General features: G+C 72.1%; 17 protein-coding genes and 1 pseudogene. 11 read left to right on the top strand and 7 right to left on the bottom strand.

Going from position 1 to position 18,397, the window contains the following annotated elements; translation table 11 throughout:
• The first annotated feature begins 10 nt into the window (after positions 1-10).
• Positions 11-322 (top strand): ribosomal protein L7/L12, encoded by a 312-nt coding sequence (locus tag ABT297_RS14870; RefSeq protein WP_350549007.1) that lies wholly within the window; start codon positions 11-13, stop codon positions 320-322.
• Between the two features lie 61 nt (positions 323-383).
• Entirely contained in the window at positions 384-1,211 is an 828-nt protein-coding gene (gene otsB, locus ABT297_RS14865) for a trehalose-phosphatase (protein ID WP_350549005.1), read from the top strand.
• A gap of 159 nt (positions 1,212-1,370) precedes the next feature.
• On the opposite strand, the gene ABT297_RS14860 is transcribed toward otsB, so the two are convergent.
• A complete protein-coding gene (locus tag ABT297_RS14860) occupies positions 1,371-2,951 on the bottom strand; it encodes an EAL domain-containing protein (RefSeq protein WP_350549003.1) in 1,581 nt (526 codons plus the stop codon).
• 405 nt (positions 2,952-3,356) lie between these two features.
• Between ABT297_RS14860 and ABT297_RS43145 the strand changes: the two are divergent.
• From ABT297_RS43145 to ABT297_RS14840, 5 genes and pseudogenes are all read left to right on the top strand, one after another.
• Positions 3,357-3,451, top strand: a pseudogene (locus ABT297_RS43145) (LexA family protein); the annotation flags it as partial.
• Positions 3,452-3,710: 259 nt separating this feature from the next.
• Complete coding sequence (locus tag ABT297_RS43140) at positions 3,711-3,854, top strand: LexA family protein (RefSeq protein WP_502885570.1); 144 nt, start codon at positions 3,711-3,713, stop codon at positions 3,852-3,854.
• Between the two features lie 544 nt (positions 3,855-4,398).
• Positions 4,399-4,899, top strand: a complete 501-nt coding sequence (locus ABT297_RS14850) for a SigE family RNA polymerase sigma factor (RefSeq protein WP_350549001.1) — start codon at positions 4,399-4,401, stop codon at positions 4,897-4,899.
• Entirely contained in the window at positions 4,850-5,671 is an 822-nt protein-coding gene (locus ABT297_RS14845) for a hypothetical protein (RefSeq protein ID WP_350548999.1), read from the top strand. The genes ABT297_RS14850 and ABT297_RS14845 overlap by 50 nt, the downstream gene beginning before the upstream one ends.
• 213 nt (positions 5,672-5,884) lie before the next feature.
• Positions 5,885-7,201: a condensation domain-containing protein gene (locus ABT297_RS14840; protein WP_350548997.1), complete on the top strand. Its 1,317-nt coding sequence runs from the start codon at positions 5,885-5,887 to the stop codon at positions 7,199-7,201.
• 39 nt (positions 7,202-7,240) lie between these two features.
• On the opposite strand, the gene ABT297_RS14835 is transcribed toward ABT297_RS14840, so the two are convergent.
• Both ABT297_RS14835 and ABT297_RS14830 read right to left on the bottom strand, forming a co-directional pair.
• Positions 7,241-8,134, bottom strand: coding sequence for a type 1 glutamine amidotransferase (locus ABT297_RS14835; protein ID WP_350548995.1), 894 nt, complete (start codon positions 8,132-8,134; stop codon positions 7,241-7,243).
• Between the two features lie 112 nt (positions 8,135-8,246).
• Positions 8,247-8,540, bottom strand: coding sequence for an MFS transporter (locus tag ABT297_RS14830; RefSeq protein ID WP_350548993.1), 294 nt, complete (start codon positions 8,538-8,540; stop codon positions 8,247-8,249).
• 93 nt (positions 8,541-8,633) lie between these two features.
• Between ABT297_RS14830 and ABT297_RS14825 the strand changes: the two genes are divergently transcribed.
• Positions 8,634-9,125: a DinB family protein gene (locus tag ABT297_RS14825; RefSeq protein WP_350548991.1), complete on the top strand. Its 492-nt coding sequence runs from the start codon at positions 8,634-8,636 to the stop codon at positions 9,123-9,125.
• A gap of 54 nt (positions 9,126-9,179) precedes the next feature.
• Here the strand turns inward: ABT297_RS14825 and ABT297_RS14820 are convergent, their stop codons facing one another.
• From ABT297_RS14820 to eda, 3 genes are read right to left on the bottom strand one after another with little or no spacing between them, the layout of a single operon-like run.
• Positions 9,180-11,429, bottom strand: coding sequence for an MMPL family transporter (locus ABT297_RS14820; RefSeq protein WP_350548989.1), 2,250 nt, complete (start codon positions 11,427-11,429; stop codon positions 9,180-9,182).
• A gap of 39 nt (positions 11,430-11,468) precedes the next feature.
• On the bottom strand, positions 11,469-12,563 hold the full coding sequence (locus ABT297_RS14815; RefSeq protein WP_350548987.1) for a sugar kinase: 1,095 nt from the start codon (positions 12,561-12,563) through the stop codon (positions 11,469-11,471).
• Positions 12,560-13,171 carry a bifunctional 4-hydroxy-2-oxoglutarate aldolase/2-dehydro-3-deoxy-phosphogluconate aldolase gene (eda, locus tag ABT297_RS14810; protein WP_350548985.1) on the bottom strand — a complete coding sequence of 204 codons (612 nt, stop codon included), beginning with the start codon at positions 13,169-13,171 and terminating at the stop codon, positions 12,560-12,562. The genes ABT297_RS14815 and eda overlap by 4 nt, the downstream gene beginning before the upstream one ends.
• Positions 13,172-13,235: 64 nt before the next feature.
• On the opposite strand from eda, the gene ABT297_RS14805 reads away from it, so the two are divergent.
• Positions 13,236-13,979: an IclR family transcriptional regulator gene (locus ABT297_RS14805; protein WP_350548983.1), complete on the top strand. Its 744-nt coding sequence runs from the start codon at positions 13,236-13,238 to the stop codon at positions 13,977-13,979.
• Between the two features lie 45 nt (positions 13,980-14,024).
• On the opposite strand, the gene ABT297_RS14800 is transcribed toward ABT297_RS14805, so the two are convergent.
• Complete coding sequence (locus tag ABT297_RS14800) at positions 14,025-15,260, bottom strand: ROK family transcriptional regulator (protein ID WP_350548981.1); 1,236 nt, start codon at positions 15,258-15,260, stop codon at positions 14,025-14,027.
• Between the two features lie 293 nt (positions 15,261-15,553).
• On the opposite strand from ABT297_RS14800, the gene mmsA reads away from it, so the two are divergent.
• On the top strand, positions 15,554-17,101 hold the full coding sequence (mmsA, locus tag ABT297_RS14795) for a multiple monosaccharide ABC transporter ATP-binding protein (protein WP_350548979.1): 1,548 nt from the start codon (positions 15,554-15,556) through the stop codon (positions 17,099-17,101).
• Complete coding sequence (gene mmsB, locus ABT297_RS14790) at positions 17,098-18,396, top strand: multiple monosaccharide ABC transporter permease (RefSeq protein ID WP_350548977.1); 1,299 nt, start codon at positions 17,098-17,100, stop codon at positions 18,394-18,396. Before mmsA ends, mmsB begins: the two co-directional genes overlap by 4 nt.
• The last annotated feature ends 1 nt before the right edge of the window (position 18,397 follow it).

The raw sequence follows: 18,397 nt of genomic DNA, 5'->3' as shown, positions 1-18,397 counted from the left end.
AATGGCCGGCATGGAATGGGTACTGCCGTTCGTCGTGCTCTTGCCGGTCGTGCTCGTGCTGCTCGTCGCCGGGAGTGGGCGGCGGGCCGCGGCCGAGCGACAGGAGCGGAGGCTGGCCGCGGTCGAGCGCAAGCTTGACCTGATCATGGCGAACCTCGGGATCCGCGAGCCGGAGCCGGATCTGCCGGGCGTGGTGCTGCAGGAGCTGCTCGCCGGGCGGAAGATCCAGGCGATCAAGGCGTACCGCGCGGCGACCGGCACCGGGTTGAAGGAGGCCAAGGACGCCGTGGAGCTGCTGGCCCGGCAGCGGGGGCTGGAGTAGGGCCGCCCGGCGCCACTGCGCGGCGCGGCACGGGTGGGACGCGTCCGGTAGCCTTCGGTACATGGTGCTGAGGACCCCGGAGTCGGCGGCGGGCGCCGCCGGGCTGACCGCGATCCTGGACCGCCCGCAGGAGGCGTCCCTGGCCTTCGACTTCGACGGCGTGCTCTCGCCGATCGTCGCCGACCCCCGCCTGTCCCGGCCGTATCCGGGGGTCATGGCGGCGCTCGGGCGCCTCACCGAGCTGGTGGGATCGGTCTCGATCATCACCGGGCGGCCCGTCGCGGACGTGCTGCGGCTCGGGGACCTGGGCGAACTGGCCGCGCTCGAGCCCTTCTCGATCTTCGGGCTCTACGGCATGCAGCGCTGGGACCGGGCCGGCCGCGTGGTGGTGTCGGAGCCGGTGCCGGCCGGGGTCGCGGGGGCGCGCGGGGAGCTGCCGGCGCTGCTGGACGCGGTCGGCGAGCCGGGCGTGACCGTCGAGGACAAGGCGATGTCCGTGGCGGTGCACACCCGCCGCGCCGACGACCCGCACCGGGCGTTCGCGGCGCTGCAAGGCCCGCTGCGGGAGCTGGCCGGGCGGCACGGGCTCGCGCTGGAGCCGGGGCGGATGGTGCTGGAGCTGCGCCCACCGGGCGTCGACAAGGGCCAAGCGCTGCGGGCGATCGTCGAGCGGCACGGGGCCCGGGCGGTCGCCTACTTCGGCGACGACCTGGGCGACCTGGCCGCCTTCGACGCCGTCGAGCGGCTGCGGGAGACCGGCGTGGCCGGGCTGAAGGTGTGCAGCGGCTCCGACGAGGTGCCCCGGCTGGCGGCCCGGGCCGACCTCATCGTCGACGGGCCGCCCGGCGTGCTCGAGTTCGTCGAGGGGCTCAACGAACGCCTGAATTAGCGTCTCGCCGGGCCGGTCGACGGCCAGGATCGCGCAGTCGCCGGAACCAACCGTTCCTATGGCTCGGGTCCGCGCCACCGGCGGACCGTTCCTCCCGCGAGGCACCGGTCGGCCCTGGCGGGCCTCCCTGTCAGGTCCGCGGTGCCAAGAACGACGGCGTCAGCGGGGCAGTCGCTGCAGGATCATCCGCGCCATCGAGGCGACCAGGGCGCTGTCCTCGGTGTGGGCGAAGGTGAGCGAGCCGTGCGAACCGCGCCCGCACAGGGCCGCCGTGTACCGCGGTGCGACCACGACCGCCGCGCACTCCTCGACGTCCGCACCCGGGCTCGGCGCGAAACGCACGCCCGGCGCGATCGCGGCCGGGTGCAGCGGGGCGACCAGCCCGACGAACGCCGCCCGCTCGGCCAGTCCGGTCAGCGACGGCAACCAGCAGCGTGCGACGGCCGGGTCGGTGCACGAGGCGAGCACGACCGCGCCGGTGCCGACCCGCCGCAACAGATGCTCCAGGTGCGTGGCGAACACCTGTGGTGTGCCGGCCCGCACCTTCCCCAGCGCCGCCGCGGCCTCGAACGGCGTCCCCGCCGGCAGGTGCAGCCCCGGACGGGACGGGCGCAACGCCGCCGCCGCGGCCGTGCGGTCCAGGCCGCCGATGCCGCCCCTGTCGAACGGGGCCAGCCGCGTGATCGGGGCGGGCCCGCCGAACAGCAGGCCCTGGCCCCAGTGCGCGCCCAGCGCGCGGGCGTTGGCGAGGTCCGCGGCGGTCTCGATGCCCTCGGCGACGATCACCGCGCCGGTCCGCTCGGCGACGGCGCTCACCGCGGCGACGATCTCGACGGTCCGGGGCGCGTGCGGCGCGCGCAGCAGCTGCAGGTCGAGCTTGACGACCTCGGGCTCCAGCAGCGGCAGGAACGCCAGCGACATCGGGTCGGCGCCGACGTCGTCGAGGGCCAGGCAGTTGCCCTGCGACTGGATCGCGGCGGCCAACTGCAGCAGCGCGGCCGGCCGTGCAGAGAGGGCCCGCTCGGTGTACTCCAGCACGATCCGGAACGGCGGCCCGTCCGTCATCAGCTCGAGCAGCCGCGGCGACAGCGGCTGGTCGACGACGGCCGGCTCGGCGTTGACGAACACCAGCGGCGGCGGCTTGTCCGCGCCCCGCGCGACCTCGAGGGCCCGCTCCGCGCACAGCGTGTCGAGCTCGGCGAGCCGCCCAGCGGCCACCGCCGCCGCGAACAGCGCCCGCGCGTGCCACAGCTCGCTGCCGACCGGCCCGCGGGCGAGCGCCTCGACCCCGACCGGCCGCAGCGACCGCAGCTCCACGATCGGCTGGAACAGCGGCTCGACGGCACGCTCGGCGATCACCCGGTGGATCAGCTCGCCGCCGTGCCCGTCCCACGACGTGACCCGCCCCCGCGACGCCGACCCGGACACCGCCGTCGCCTTGGATGAACCGGAAGTCCCGGCCGCGCCAGAGGACCCGAACGCAGCGGACGTAGTAAGCGCGCCGGAGACCTCGGAGCCGTTGTGCGCCGCAGTCGCGCCAGGACCGCCGGCCGCGTCGGACGCAGCGGTCGTGTCAGACGCGGCGGTCGGGCCAGGCCCGGCGGTCGTGTCAGACGCGGCGGTCGCCGGTAATGCGGGCGCGGCGGTCGTGCCGGACGCGGCGGTCGTGCCGGACGCGGCGGTCGTGCCGGACGCGGCGGTCGTGCCGGACGCGGCGGTCGTGCCGGACGCGGCGGTCACGGCGGTCGCGGCAGGCTCAGCGGTCGCCGGCGATGCGGGCGCGGCGGTCGCGGCAGGCTCAGCGGTCGCCGGCGATGCGGGCGCGGCGGTCGTGTCAGACGCGGCAGCTCGCCGTGAGCGCTGTGCCAGCGTGCGGCCCACCCACGAGACCCGGGAGCGGAACGACGAGGGTCGCAGCGGCACGGGTGCCGGAGCGGACACGGAGGGTGACGCCGCAGTCGCGGGGACCGGAACATCGGGCCGGTCCTGGGCCTGCATGCCAACCTCCGGGCTCGACACCGCCACGTGCCCCGCTCCCCGAACACTAGACCCTGACCTGCCGGCAAACCAGCCGCGCAGGTCAGGGCCCACAGCTTGAGATCAGATCCGCCCGCGCTAAGTCCTCGACAACGGCAGATCCTCGCCGTGATTCGCGAGTGGGTCGAGCGGCACGGCTATCCACCCACGGTGGCGAGATCGGCGCCACAATCGGGCTCAGGTCACCCTCGTCGGTGGCGCACCACCTGAAAGAGCTCGCAAACCGTAGCCTACTGCGTCGTGCTGCCCGCGGACCCCGAGCCGTTGACGCCCGTCCTCCAGCCGGCTTCAACACGGCAGCGGGGTCGGCTCAGCGGCCGGGTGTCCGTGTCCCGCTGTTGGGTACCATCGCCGCTGGCGCGCCGATCCTGGCAGAGGAGCACGTCGAGGAGATGCTGACCCTGCCATCCGGCCTGGTCGGCCGCGGCACGCTGTTTTGCACTGCACGTCCGAGGCGAGTCGATGATCGAGGCCGGCATCGCCGGCGGGGACATCATCGTGGTGAGGCAGCAGGCGGTGGCCGACAGCGGCGACATTGTCGCCGCGATGATCGACGACGAGGCCACCGTCAAGGTCTATCGCACCCCGCGGTTGCGCCGGCCCTGAGCGTCGACGGCTCGACGTCCGCGGCGCGTGCGACCAGATGCCGGCGACCACCGCGGACGGCTCTGACGTGCTGGAGTTTGTCGGCGAGCGTGGTCCCGCCAGCCGACGGCCGACTCTTGTGTTCGTGAGTTCGGGGCCTACTCACGAGGCCGGCAAGGGGACCAGACAGGCGAGCCAACGCGATGCGGATCGCCAGCAGTGTAGACGTGCTCAGCCGGGGATGTTCGGTGCGGAGCGTAACGGCCGCCCCAAAGGCCGCGCACGGTCAAGCAGAACAGTGCACGCGATCAAGGCGTGGTTGGCTCGGCTGCGGCGGTTCAGGTGTGGTGGCGGACAACCGCCCGGCGTGTGCCGGCGCGCCAACAGGGGCTACGAGCATTGGCTGAGTGTCGCGGTCGGCCGCTTTGGGCAGTGCACTCGCGACGGTGAGCAGATGGGTCATCCGCCGGTCTCCGCGCCAACCCGTTCGCTCGGGATCCACCGGCAACCCACCGGCCTCTCCGTTCCGTCTTCTACACATGCAAACGGACCCAGGTGCGTCCCGGTGAAGGCACCCGACGAGCTCGAGTACCGCGAGTTCGCGCTCGCTCGAATGCCAGTTCTTCGGCGTACGGCGTACCTGCTGTGCAATGACTGGCACATGGCGGACGATTTGGTCGCCACGGCGCTGGACAAGCTGTACCGCGTGTGGCATCGGCGATCGCACATTGCCAACCTCGACGGCTACGTCAACATGATCCTGTCCAGAGCATGGCTGGACGAGCAGCGCCGGCCGTGGCGGCGGGAGTGGCTGGCCAACGACGAGGCGCCGGACTCCCCGGCGGACTCGGCCGACTCCGGCGTCGCCGATCGGCTCGACCTCGATCGGTGGCTGGAGGGGCTCGGTCCGCGCCGACGTGCCGTGCTGGTCCTGCGGTTCTACTGCGACCTCACCGTTGAGGAAACGGCCGAAATCCTCGGAGTCTCCGAGGGGACCGTGAAGAGCCAAACCGCGCGTGCGCTGCAGACGCTGCGCGCCCAAGCAACCAAACGAACGGAGCGTTGATGTCATGAACGAGTACCGACAGCTACTTGAGCGTCACATCCACGACGAGCCGCCCAGCCGGCTCGACCTCGACACGATGGTCCGTCGTTCGCGCCGGCGGGTACGCCGGGAACGTTGGGCGGTCGCTGGCGGCGCCGGGGTAGCCGCTGCGGCGATCTCGGTCACCGCGCTGTCGCTGGTCGGCTCGTCCGGCGCGCCCGGTCAGGTGGGTGCCCCGGGGACGGCGCCGTCGCGCAGCGGTCAAGCGACGGACCCGGCGCTGGTCGCCAACGACGTCCGTGATGCGCTCGTCGCGGTTGGGGTGACGATCGAGGACTTCACGGCCGACCCCGGCAAGCTGAGCGGCCCGGTAGCCAGTGCGGGCATGCTGGTAACCCCGGGGGACCCAGTACCGGGGTGGTATCGGATCACCGCTCGCGCGCAGACCGACGACCGCCCAGGGTCCATCATCATCGCACTCCATCCGCAGCAGCCGGGCGAAGCCCTGCGGCCGTGCGAGGACAGCCACGAATACCAGGTATCGTGCACCACCCGCACGGTGAACGGCAGCGCATTCCAGCTGCGCCGGGTTGAGTGGCCGGCGCACCCGGGCTTGGGGCGCCGGGTCGACCTGTTGGCTACGGCGCTGCGCGCGGATGGCGTCTACGTGGACGTGCTGTCCTCCAATACGAAGACCACCGGTGACGTGATGGACGACGGTACGGGCAAGGAGCCGCCGCTCGACGCGGCTCAACTCGAACGCCTGGTGCTCGACCCGAAGGTCCATTCCTAGCGCCGTGAGGCAGGCACTCCGGCGATCGTCACCGACCCGGCGTGACCGTACAGCACCGTGAGCGTTGGTGGTCCGTGCGTGTCGCGGGCCGCCAACAGACGACAACGTTAGGCACCATCGTCGATGCCCGCTCTCGGGGACATACGTCGGCGCCCGCCATATGGCGCTGCGGCGGGCGTCGACAATCATCCATGCTTCCGTGAGACTCTCAGCGTGGAGTCCGAGTTCGTCTTCGCGGGGGCCCGGCGGGGCACCGGGCCGGCCACCTGGGGACAGAGCGCGATCTGGGACGTGGTGCGACGGCTGGGCGAGGACGCGGCGCGGTACAACGTCTCCGGCGGCATGCCGCTGGACCCCGCGCTGCCCCTGGACCGGCTCGCCGCCGTGGTCCGCGCACTGCTGCTGCGGCACGACTCGCTGCGCACCGTCCTCGCGCCCGGCGGCGAGCGGCTCGGCCAGGTCGTGCACGCCGCCGGCGCGGTGCCGGTGCACGCGCGCGAGTGCGAGCCGGCGGACGTGACCGAGACCGCCTACGCGCTGTACCACGAGCTGCAGGCGATCCCGTTCGACGCCGATCGCGAGCTGCCGCTCCGGGTCGGCGTGGTCGTCGCGGACGGCCGGGCCGGATACGTCATCCTGTCGCTGTCGCACACCGCCTCCGACGGCTGGGGCCTGCGCAACCTGCTCGCCGACTGCGCCGCGCTCGTCGCCGGCCGCGAGCCGCCCGGTGACGAGCGGCAGCAGCCGTTGGAGGAGGCGGCGTACCAGACCTCCGACCGCGGCCGCCGCCGCGACGCGGCCGCGCGCCGGGCCTGGGCCGACAAGCTGCGCCGCGGCCCGGAGAGCCAGTTCCCGGACCGGGCCGGCCGCCCCGCGGCGCCCGCGTTCCCCAACGCGGTGCTCAACTCCCCCGCCCTCGCCCTCGCGCTGGACCGGGTCGCGACCGGCCTGGCCGTGAACCAGGGCGCGGTCCTGCTCGCCGCCGCGGCGGCCGCGGCCGGCCGGCTCGGCGGCGCGCCCGACGCGGTCTTCCAGATCGTGGTGAACAACCGCTTCCTGCCCGGCATGGCGGGCGCGGTCAACACCATCGCCCAGGAGGGGCTGCTGTACCTGCCCGGCACCTCCGGCGACTTCGCCGCCCTGGTCCGCCGCACGTTCGGGGCCGCGCTCTCCGCGCAGCGCCATGCGTACTACGACAAGCTCGCCCTGGAGCGCGACATCGCCGACCTGCGCGCCGCGTGCGACCACTCGTGCTTCGTCAACGACACGCGCGGCCTGATGCCGAGCCTCGGCTACGCCAGGCCGACGGCGGAGCCGCTACGCCGCGCCCGCACGCGTACCACGCTGACGTGGCCGCTGGAGCACGCCCCGCGCCACAACACGACGTTCGCGCTCGACGCCCAGGACGCCCCGGGCAGCCTGGAGCTGGCGATGACCGCCGACGCCGCGGTGCTGCCCCGCCCCGACATGGAGCGCTTCCTCTTCGGCATCGAGGACCTCGTCGTCGCCCAGGCCCTCGCCCTGGAGTAGCGCTCGGCGTCACACTTCGCGTCCACGGCCGACCCCTCGTCAGATGTGGACGGCGGCCTGCACCTGGGGTGACATCCCCGGCGCGACGTAGTAGCGCAGCCAGTTGTCCAGCAGCGTGCGCATCCGGGCGCGGATCTCGCGGTCGGCCCAGTCCAGCGTCTCGAGGAACGCCGCATAGTCGGCCTCCGACGGGCCGAGCTGGCCCTCGGCGACCAGCTGGGGCCGGCGCACGCGGGCCAGGGCGGCGGCGATGCCGGCGGTGAGCTCCGGGTGGACCTGCAGCGTGCGGGCCGTCGCGCCGATCGCCAGGGACTCGTTGCGGTAGACCTCGCCGTGGGCCAGCTCGGTCACCGGGCCGAACGGCGAGACGGCCGGCGGATCGTAGACGGCGTCGACGTGCGAGGTGAAGACGTCGAACGCGTCCGGCAGGCCGTGGAAGAGCGGGTCGCGGCGGCCGGCCGGGGTGAGGGTGAGCCGCTCGATGCCGAACCGGCGGCCGCGGTGGCCGACCTTGCACACCGCACCCACGGTCTCCGCCTTCGCCTGGTGCGACCAGCAGATGTGCAGCTCGGGCACGCCACGGCGCTGGGCCTCGGTCAGGAACTGCTTCACCCGGCGGACCCAGGGCAGTTCCTCGTAGGAGGAGTGGCCGGAGCCGCCGCCGATGATGCCGTGCGCCTCGATCGTGTCCGGCAGTGGCTCGCCGTCGGCCACGTTCACCGCGTGGATCTGGTCCGGGTGCAGGCGGGTCACCTCGGCGATCCAGTCCCGGTACGACGTCAGGCCCATCTCCCGCAGCGGCCCCTGCTCCTGCGTGTTGAGGAACAAGATGCGGCAGCGCTGCCGCACGTGCAGCGGCCGCCCGAGGCCGCCGAGGCGGGCGGCGTGGTGTCCGAGGGTGTTGACGTGCCCGATCGTCTCGTCGCCCATCATGCTGCCAAGCGCTCCAAGGGAAGGCCGGTAGGGACCGGCCGATTGTGCTGCATCGCGCGGCCCCGGTCCCGCCCTTCCCACGAATATCCCGTAACGGATCAGCCAATGTGCGTCACGGAACAGCGTTTGGAGTGCCTTGGGCCGGGAAGTCGCGCAGCGTGCGGGCCTCGGTGGCGAGCAGCGGCAGGGGGCGATCCGGCAGCCCGATCAGCAGCCATGGCAACCAGGTGGCGGCCGTGAGCAAGGCGACCATGGCCGGACCGGCATGCAGCGTCGAGATGGCCACCAGCGGGAGCGCCACCGTCGTCATCGCGGAACCGACCGCGCTGGTGGACTGCCCGATCCACAGCAGGGCGAAGTTCCGCGTCCGTAGCAGCCCGCCCACTCGTACTGTCGAAGGTCGCACGGACGAGCAGGATCACACGACGGACCCGGAACGTCGATCGATTTAGCAGCTGACCGGTGCCCGGTCAGCTGACGCTCGCGGTACCGTGGCGGCGTGGATCGCTGTGAGGAGTGCGGATTCGTCTATGCGAGCCTCGGCGCCGGTGACGTGCCCGAGCGGCTCGCCGGGTTCGCCGGGCGCTACGCCGAGGCCCTCGCCGCCGTGCCCGACGTGCGGCGGCGGCCGGCCCCGGACGTGTGGTCGGCGCTGGAGTACACCTGCCACTTCCGCGACGTGCTGCGCGTGCAGGCCGAGCGGCTCGACCTGGCGCTGCGCGTGGACGCCCCCGAGTTCGTGCCGATGGGCCGCGAGGAGCTGGTGGTGAGCGCCGCGTACAACGCGCAGGACCCGGCCGCGGTCCTCGGGACGCTCGGCACGAACGCGACGCTGCTCTCCTCCGTGTTCGGGGCGCTCGGCCCGCGGGAGCTGGACCGGGTCGGCCTCTACCCGTGGCCGGAGCCGGTCGAGCGCAGCATGCTGTGGCTCGCCCGGCACACCGTCCACGAAGGCGAGCACCACCTCGTGGACATCCGCCGCATGACCTGAGACGGCGTCGCGCGGCTCGGCCCGGCCCCGGAGGTGGCCGTGCACCACACCGGCTCAGGCGGTGGGGACCGGCTCCGGATCCCGGGCCGGCTCGGGATCCGGCAGGGTGTGCTCGCGCAGCCCGATGCACTCGTGCAGCCGGCGCAGCGGGCCGGGCGCCCACCAGTTCCAGCGCCCGAGCAGCGTCATCGTCGCCGGCACCAGCAGGCAGCGCACCACGGTCGCGTCGATGACCACGGCGGTGAGCAGGCCGACGCCGATCTGCTCGATGGTGCCGAGGTCGGCGGCGGCGAAGCAGCCGAAGACGACGACCATGAGCAGCGCGGCCGAGGTGATGATCCGGCCGGTGTGCTGCAGGCCGCGGCGCACGGCGGTGTCGGTGTCGTCGCCGCGCTCGACGTACTCCTTGATCCGCCCCAGCAGGAACACCTCGTAGTCCATGGACAGGCCGAAGGCGAACGCGAACACGATCACGACGACGAACGGGTCGAGGCCGCCGACGGTGAGCGTGTGCAGGACCCCGGCGCCCCAGCCGTGCTCGAAGACGGCGACCATCACGCCGAAGGTGGCGCCGAGCGAGACCACGTTGGCCAGGATGGCCTTCAGCGGTATCACCAGGGATCCGGTCATCGCGAACAGCAGCAGCGCCATCGCGACGAGCGCGACGGTCACGGCCGCCGGCAGGTCGTCGGTGATCAGCCCGACCACGTCGATCAGCATGGCGGCATCGCCGACCACCCAGGACTCCACGCCCGCCGGCCGGTCGGCGCGCAGGCGGTGCACCAGGCCCTGCGCCGCGTCGTTCTGCGCGCCGCCGCGCAGCACGAGGTCGACCGTTGCCACGCCGGGGCCGGCCGGCTTGGCGGGCTGCACGCCGGCGACGGCCGGGTCCGAGGCCCATTTCGAGGCGTACGCGTCGAGGTGTGCCGCGTCCGTGCGGGCCACGACGGTCACCACCGGCTGGTAGGAGCGCCCGAACCGCGTGGCGAGCTCGTCGGCGACCCGAGCCGCCTCGACGCTGCGCGGCACGCCATCCAGGCGCGGCAGCTTGATCGCGGCGCCCAGCAGCGGCGAGCCGGCGGCGAGCAGCAGCGCGGAGGTGGCGAGCGCGATGAGGACCGGGCGACGCTGCACGGCCCGGGAAAGCCGGGCGAAGAACCCGCGCTCGTCGTCGCCGGGCCGGCCCGCGGCGCGGGCGCCGCGCCTCGACGGGCGGATCCGCTTGTGCAGCAAGCCGATCAGTGCGCTGGTGAAGGTGAGTGCGGCGAGCATGGCCACGACCGCGATCGACACGCCGCCGGCGCCGAGCGCGCCGAGCTGGTGGATCGAGAACATCAGGAGGCCGGACAGCGCGGCGGCGACGGTCAGCGCGCTGAAGAGGATCGTGCGGCCGGCCGTGGCCCAGGCCCGCCCGACCGCCTCCTGGGGCTCGAAGCCGGCGGCGATCTCCTCGCGGTACCGCGCGACGAGCAGCAGCCCGTAGTCGACCGACAGGCCGAGGCCGAGCAGGGTGACGACGGTGACGACGTTCTGGTCCAGGTCGGCGACGCGCGAGAACACCCACAGCAGGGGCATCGCCGCGGCAACGGACACGAAGGCGGCGAGGACCGGCAGCCCGGCGGCGACCAGCCCGCCGAAGACGAACACGAGCACGAGCAGCGTCAGCGGCAGCGAGATCGCCTCCGCGCGGCCGAGGTCGGCTTTCTGGGTCGCGCGCACCTCGGCGTTGAGCACCGGGTTGCCGCCGACCTCGACCGTGGCGTGCGGTACACCCGCGGCGGCAAGCGTGTCGTCGAGCCGGTGCAGGCGGGTGCGCAGCTGCTTGACGGCGTCTTCGCGCTCGCCGCCGTCCAGCTTCGCCAGCGTCACGACCACGAGCAGCCCGCGCCCGTCGTTGGCGAGGTAGGCCGGGGCCTGCTGCGCGGTCACCGAGTAGGGCGTGGCGACCCCGCGCACGCCGGCGATCCGGCCGGCCTCGTCCGCGGCGGCGACGACCGCGGCGCGGACCGCGGCGGCGTCCGGGTCCACGCCGGAGACGAGCCCGATGACGCTGCCGCTGGAATCGTTGCCGGTCGCCACCGCGTCCAGCCCGTCGATCGCCTCGACGTGCTCGGGGTTGCTCGCGTCCGCGATCGCGCCGAACACCGGCCCGACCGAGAGGCCGCCGAGCACGACGACGGCCAGCCAGAGGCCGATCACCGGCCATCGATGCCGGAAGCAGAACCGCCCGATCCTCGCCACCACGCCCAGCGCCATGCCGACAGCTTCGCAGAACCTCGGCGGCGCGTCCGCCCCGTTCGGCACCCGATGACCGTCACCGCCGGCCCGCCGACGGGGTCGCGGTCAGCGCTGCACGCGGGCGCCGGCCCCGGCGACCAGGGCCTCTACCTCCCTCAGGCCGGCCATCGACGTGTCTCCCGGCGTGGTCATGGCGAGCGCGCCGTGTGCCGCGCCGTACTCCACCGCGGTCTTGATGTCGCCGAAGGTCATCAGGCCGTAGATCAGCCCGGAGGCGAAGCTGTCGCCGCCGCCGACCCGGTCGAGGATCTCCAGGCCGGGGCGGTGCGTCGCCTCGGCGAAGTCCCCGTCGGCCCAGGCGATGGCGCCCCAGTCGTTGACCGTCGCCGTGCGCACGCCGCGCAGGGTGGTCGCGACGACCTGGAAGGTCGGGTACGCCTCGACCGCCGCCGAGATCATCGTGCGGAAGTTGGCGGCGTCCAGCGCCCCGGCGTGGATGTCGGTGTCCGGCACCTCGAGGCCGAGGCAGGCGGTGAAGTCCTCCTCGTTGCCGATCATCACGTCGACGTAGCCGGCGAGGCGGCGGTTGACCTCCCGGGCGCGCTCCTGGCCGCCGATCGCCTTCCACAGGCTGGGCCGGTAGTTGAGGTCGTAGGAGATCACGGTGCCGTGCCGGCGGGCCGCGCTCAGGCATGCCTCGATCGTGTCCGGGGTGGTCTCCGACAGCGCCGCGTAGATGCCGCCGGTGTGCAGCCAGCGCACGCCGAGCTCGCCGAAGAGGTGCTCCCAGTCCACGTCGGCGGCGCGCAGCTGCCCGGCGGCGGTGTGGCCGCGGTCGGAGATGCCGACGGCGCCGCGCGCGCCGTAGCCGCGCTCGGTGAAGTTCAGGCCGTTGCGGACCGTGCGGCCGATCCCGTCGTAGCTCACCCATCGCACGAACGTCGTGTCGACCCCTCCCTGCAGGATCAGGTCTTCCAGCAGCCGGCCGACGTCGTTGTCCGCGAGCGCGCTGACGAGCCCGGTGCGCAGGCCGAAGCAGCGGCGCAGCCCTCGGGCGACGTTGTACTCCCCGCCGCCCTCCGACGCGCGGAACTGCCGCGCGGTGCGGATCCGCCCCTCGCCCGGGTCGAGCCGGAGCATGACCTCCCCGAGCGAGACCAGGTCGTAGCGGCACTCGGCCGCCGGTCGTACGGTGATCATGCGATCTTCTCCAATGCGCTCCTGGTGCGGCTGGTGACGGCGTCCCAGTCGCGGGCGGCGAGCAGGTCTGGCGCGACCATCCAGGTGCCGCCGACCGCCAGGACCGAGGGCACGGCCAGGTAGTCGGCGACGTTGCCGGCGTTGACGCCTCCGGTGGGGATGAACCGCACCGAGCGGAAGGGGGCGGACAGGGCCCTCACCATGTGTACGCCGCCGAGCTGCTCGGCGGGGAAGAACTTCACGGTGTCCAGCCCGGCGTCCAGGGCCTGCATGATCTCGCTGGGCGAGGCGACGCCGGGGAACACCGGCACGCCGTGCTCGGCGCAGCGCCGCACGACGGCGGCGTTGAAGCCCGGGCTGACGACGAACCGGGCGCCGGCGTCGACGGCCTGGTCGACCTGCGCGGCGGTGAGCACGGTGCCCGCGCCCACGAGCATGCCGGGCCGCTCGGCCATGCGCTGGATGGCGTCGGCCGCGGCGGCGGTGCGGAACGTCACCTCGGCGCAGTGCAGCCCGCCCTCGACGAGGGCGTCGGCGAGCCGCCCGGCGAAGGCGGCCTCCTCGATCACGACCACCGGAACGATCTTTCCGGCGGCGATGACTTCCACAACAGCGGACTGTTCAATATCATGAACGACGATCACATATGTGACCCTAATGCATGGGAGCCGCGTGACCAACCTCGTCAAGTCCGCCGACCGGACGCTCGACATCCTCGAGACCCTCGCCGTCTCCGGCCCGTCGACCCTGGCCGGGCTGACCCGGCTGCTCGACATCCCGAAGAGCAGCCTGCACGGCATCCTGCGCACGATGGCCGCGCGCGGCTGGATCGAGGCCGAGGAGACCCGCTTCCGCCTGGGCCTTCGCGCGCTGCAGATCGGCGCGGCCTACCTGGATGCCGACGACACGGTGGGCCTGCTCGGCGACGTCCTGGACGACCTGGCCGCACGCTTCGGCGAGACGACACACCTGGGCCGCCTGGACGGCGCCGACATCACATATGTGGCCAAGCGCGAGTCGGTGCACCCGCTGCGGCTGTACTCCGCGATCGGCCGCCGCCTGCCGGCCCACGCGACGGCCCTGGGCAAGGCCCTGCTGGCGGCCCGCCCGGATGACGAGGTCGACGCCCTGCTCCCCGACCCGCTGCCGGCACTGACGCCCCACACGATCACCGACCGCGCCGCGCTGCTGGCCGAGCTCGCGGCGATCCGGGAGCGCGGCTACGCGGTGGACCTGGAGGAGAACACCGAGGGCATCGTGTGCGTGGCCCGGACGGTCCCGACGCGCGATCCGGCCGTGGACGCGATCAGCCTGTCGATCCCGCGCACGCGCGTGACCGACACGACGATCGACGACGTGACCTCGGCCCTGTCGGACGCCGTCGCGAAGGCCGCGAGCGCACGCAACTTCCTGTAGCGACTCGCGGCCTTTCGAATGAATCCGGCGCCGGCCGGCGCCCGGTCAGCCGGCCAGCAGCGACGAGACCTGGGGCGAGAAGGTCGAGTGCAGCACCAGCGCCGCCCCGCCCACCACCGCCGCGTCGTCGCCCAGCGGGGACAGCGCCACGTCGACCCGCCGGATCCGCCGCGCGATGGCCCGCTCCCCCAGCGCGCGCACCACCGCCTGCCGGAACTGCGACTCCACGTGCCGGATCCCGTGCCCGCCCAGGATGATCAGTTCGACATCGACGATGTTCACCACGTTCACGGCCACCGTCGCGAGGTACTCCGCGGCCCGCCCGATCACCCCCGTGGCGAGCTCGTCGCCCGCCGCGGCGGCCCGGCACAGCGCCCCGTGGTCCACAGTGGACGGAGCCCTCCGGAAGGCCCCCGCGAGAGCGCTCTCAGCGCCGGCGGCCAGCCGGCGGTGCGCGTCGGCGACGAGCGCGGCGGGGTTGATGTAGCCCTCGAGGCAGCCCCGATTGCCGCAGTAGCAGGGAGGACCACTCTGCGTAACCGACGTGTGCCCGAACTCGGCGGCGTTCATCGACCCGCCGTGGTGGACCTGGTGGCCGAGCACCAGGCCGCCGCCGACCCCGGTGCCGAGGAAGAAGTACGCGAAGTTGGCCACCCCGCGGCCCGCGCCCGCCCAGCGCTCGCCGATCGCCGCCGCCGTGGCGTCGTTGTCCAGCGTGACCGGCAGGCCGGTGGCATCGGCGACCATCTGCTTGAGCGGCACCCGCGTCCAGTCCGACAGCTGCGGCGGCGAGATGACCTCGCCGAGCGACTGGTCGATCGGTCCGGGGGTGGCCAGGCCCACGCCCAGCACCCGGTCCCGGCCCACGCCCGCCTCGGCGAGAACCTCCTCGACCAGCCCAGCCATCGCCGCCGTGGCCACGGCCGGGTCGATGCGGGCGGGCGTCGGCCGGCGTGCCGTGACCAGTGGCCGGCCCAGCAGGTCGACCACCACGCAGGCCAGCTCGACGGGGTCGAAGTGCAGGCCCACGGCCCGCCCGGCATCGGGGTTGATGCGCAGCACGGTGCGCGGCTTGCCGCCGCTGGACGAGCGGGCGCCGTCCTCGCGCACGATACCCTCGTCGATCAGCCGGCGCACGATGCCGGAGACCGTCTGCGGGGTCAGCCCGGTGAGCTCCGCGATCTCCACACGGCTCGTCCCGTCGGCGAGCTGGATCTGGTCCAGCACCACCGCTCGGTTGTATTGCCCGACCTTGGGCAGATTTGTCCCGACCTGCCGCACTCAGCCTCCCACCTACGTACCGTTACCTACATGATGCCTCGCGGCGTTGACTTAGTAAAGCAATTGGATTTAGAGTTCGACACGAACACCTAACACCCCGGGCACGTGAGAGCGCTTCCCCGGGGTCTTCGGCGACCGCCCAGGCGCTAGATCATTGCCAGATTGTTACCGAGAAGCGACGGATGAGACTGGGCAGGATCGCCACACTGGAATAAGTTGGTCGTCACAACAAACTGGCTGACGGCAAGGCTCCCCGGAGGCAACGTGATGTCGGTGACAAGGCGGCTCGCATCATGAGCACCGCACCGATCCTGCTCGAGATGCGGTCGATCACCAAGGAGTTCCCGGGCGTCAAGGCGCTCAGCGACGTCAACCTGGTGGTCCGCGAGGGTGAGATCCACGCGATCTGCGGCGAGAACGGCGCAGGCAAGTCGACGCTGATGAAGGTCCTCAGCGGTGTTTACCCATACGGGTCGTACAGCGGCCAGATCTTCTACCGCGGCACGGAGAGCCGCTTCAGCGACATCCGGGCCAGCGAGAGGGCCGGCATCGTGATCATCCACCAGGAGCTCGCCCTGGTGCCGCACATGTCGATCACCGAGAACCTCTTCATGGGCAACGAGCCGACGCGCGCCGGCGCGTATGACTGGAAGGGCGCCAACCGCAAGGCGTTCGAGCTGCTGGCCCAGGTCGGCCTGCGCGACGACCCCGACACCCTCATCAAGGACATCGGCGTCGGCAAGCAGCAGCTGGTCGAGATCGCGAAGGCGTTCGCCAAGGACGTCAAGCTGCTGATCCTCGACGAGCCGACCGCCGCGCTCAACGAGAACGACTCCCGCCACCTGCTCGATCTGCTGCGCGAGTTCAAGCGCCAGGGCATCACCTCGATCATGATCTCGCACAAGCTCAACGAGATCGAGGCGATCGCCGACTCGATCACCATCCTGCGCGACGGCAAGACGGTGGAGACCCTCGAGGTCAGCGCCGGCGCCGTCGACGAGGACCGGATCGTGCGGGGCATGGTCGGCCGCGAGCTGCACAACCGATTCCCGGAGCACACGCCGAAGATCGGCGAGGTCTTCTTCGAGGTGCGCGACTGGACGGTCCGCCACCCGATCTCGGCGGATCGGCTGGTCTGCAAGAACTCGAGCTTCAACGTCCGCCGCGGCGAGATCGTCGGCTTCGCCGGCCTCATGGGCGCCGGGCGCACCGAGCTCGCGATGAGCCTGTTCGGCCGCTCCTATGGCGTGTGGCAGTCCGGCCAGATCTTCAAGGACGGCCAGGAGATCCAGCTCAAGTCGGTCGCCGAGGCCATCAAGCACGGCCTGGCGTATGTCAGCGAGGACCGCAAGTCGATCGGGCTCAACCTGCTCGACGACATCAAGACGTCGATGGTGGCCGCGAAGCTCTCCAAGATCACCCATCACGGCGTCATCGACCAGGTCGAGGAATACAAGGCCGCCGAGCAATACCGGGAGGCCCTGCGGGTCAAGGCGCCGACCGTCGACGAGGGCGTCACCAAGCTCTCCGGCGGCAACCAGCAGAAAGTCGTGCTGGCCAAGTGGATGTTCACCGACCCCGACCTGCTGATCCTCGACGAGCCGACGCGCGGCATCGACGTCGGCGCGAAGTATGAGATCTACGGCATCATCCAGCGGCTCGCCGACCAGGGCAAGGGCGTCATCGTCATCTCCTCGGAGCTGCCCGAGCTGCTGGGCCTGTGCGACCGCATCTACACCGTGTTCGAAGGCACCATCACCGGCGAGGTCCCCCGCAGCGAGGCCAACCCGGAACTCCTCATGAAGCAGATGACCTCTACGAAGAAGATGCCGACGCGATGAGCCGACTCAAAGACCTGCAGAAGAACCTGTTCGGGGGCACCACCTCCAACGCCCGCCAGTTCACGATGATCTTCACGCTCGTGGCGGTCATCGTGCTCTTCCAGTGGCTGACCGACGGGCTGACCCTTCAACCCGGCAACCTGATCGCGCTGACCCAGCAGTATGCCTACATCTCGGTGCTGTCGATCGGCATGTTGATGGTCATCGTCGCCGGCCACATCGACCTGTCCGTGGGCTCCATCGCGGCGTTCGTCGGCATCGTGGTCGCGAAGGCGATCCACGACGGCGGCGTACCGTGGCCGGTCGGCATCCTGCTCGGCCTCGCCGTCGGTGCGGTCATCGGCGCCTGGCAGGGCTTCTGGGTGGCCTACATCGGGGTACCGGCGTTCATCGTGACCCTGGCCGGCATGCTGCTCTTCCGCGGCGGCAACCAGTACATCGGCAATGCCGAGACCGTCCCGGTCCCGGAGGGCTTCAAGCAGATCGGCGCGGGCTACCTGCCCGAGTGGGGCCCCAGCACCGGGTACAACAACTCCACGCTCGTGCTCGGCCTGGTCGCCTGCCTCGCCGTGGTCTGGCGTGAGCTGCGGGCCCGAAAGACCCGCCGCGACATGGGGACGGATCCGAGCCCGGTGTGGATCACCGTACTCCGGCTGGCCATCATGATCGGCGTCATCGCCTTCGCCACGCTGCGCTTCGCCGGCGGCCGGGTCGGCACCAGCTTCCCGATCTCGGGCTGCATCCTGGCCGCGCTGGTCATCGCGTACTCCTTCTACACCCGCAACACCCCGGGCGGCCGGCACATCTACGCGGTCGGCGGCAACGCCCGCGCCGCCGAGCTCTCCGGCGTCAAGCTACGCCGGGTCAACTTCTTCGTCATGATGAACATGTCGATCCTGGCCGCGCTGGCGGGCATGATCTTCGTGGCCCGTTCCGGCGCCTCCGGCCCGCAGGACGGCCTCAGCTGGGAGCTGGACGCGATCGCCGCCGTCTTCATCGGTGGCGCCGCGGTCGCCGGCGGCATCGGCACCGTGAGCGGCTCCATCGTCGGTGGTCTGGTCATGGCCGTGCTGAAGAACGGCCTGCAGCTGCTGGGCGTCGGCACCGACCGGGAGCAGATCATCCGCGGCATGTTCCTCCTTCTGGCCGTCGCGCTGGACGTCTACAACAAGAGCCAGGGCCGCTTCTCGATCATCGGTTCGATCACGCGACCCTTCCACCGGCAGCAACCCACCGAGCCGGACGCTCCGAACCAGGCCGGCCAGGGGTCAATCAAGACCCCGGTCGCCGGCTGAA

The sequence above is a fragment of the Dactylosporangium sp. NPDC000555 genome (assembly GCF_040300025.1).
Taxonomy (GTDB): Bacteria; Actinomycetota; Actinomycetes; order Mycobacteriales; family Micromonosporaceae; genus Dactylosporangium.
This window is presented reverse-complemented; position numbering and strand designations above follow the sequence as displayed.

Excerpts from the sequence above, each read along its gene's own strand:
- ABT297_RS14870 (WP_350549007.1), top strand. The coding sequence starts at position 11 with ATGGAATGGGTACTGCCGTTCGTCGTGCTCTTGCCGGTCGTGCTCGTG.
- otsB (WP_350549005.1), top strand. The coding sequence starts at position 384 with ATGGTGCTGAGGACCCCGGAGTCGGCGGCGGGCGCCGCCGGGCTGACC.
- ABT297_RS43140 (WP_502885570.1), top strand. The coding sequence starts at position 3,711 with ATGATCGAGGCCGGCATCGCCGGCGGGGACATCATCGTGGTGAGGCAG.
- ABT297_RS14835 (WP_350548995.1), bottom strand. The coding sequence starts at position 8,134 with ATGATGGGCGACGAGACGATCGGGCACGTCAACACCCTCGGACACCAC.
- ABT297_RS14815 (WP_350548987.1), bottom strand. The coding sequence starts at position 12,563 with ATGATCACCGTACGACCGGCGGCCGAGTGCCGCTACGACCTGGTCTCG.
- mmsA (WP_350548979.1), top strand. The coding sequence starts at position 15,554 with ATGAGCACCGCACCGATCCTGCTCGAGATGCGGTCGATCACCAAGGAG.
- mmsB (WP_350548977.1), top strand. The coding sequence starts at position 17,098 with ATGAGCCGACTCAAAGACCTGCAGAAGAACCTGTTCGGGGGCACCACC.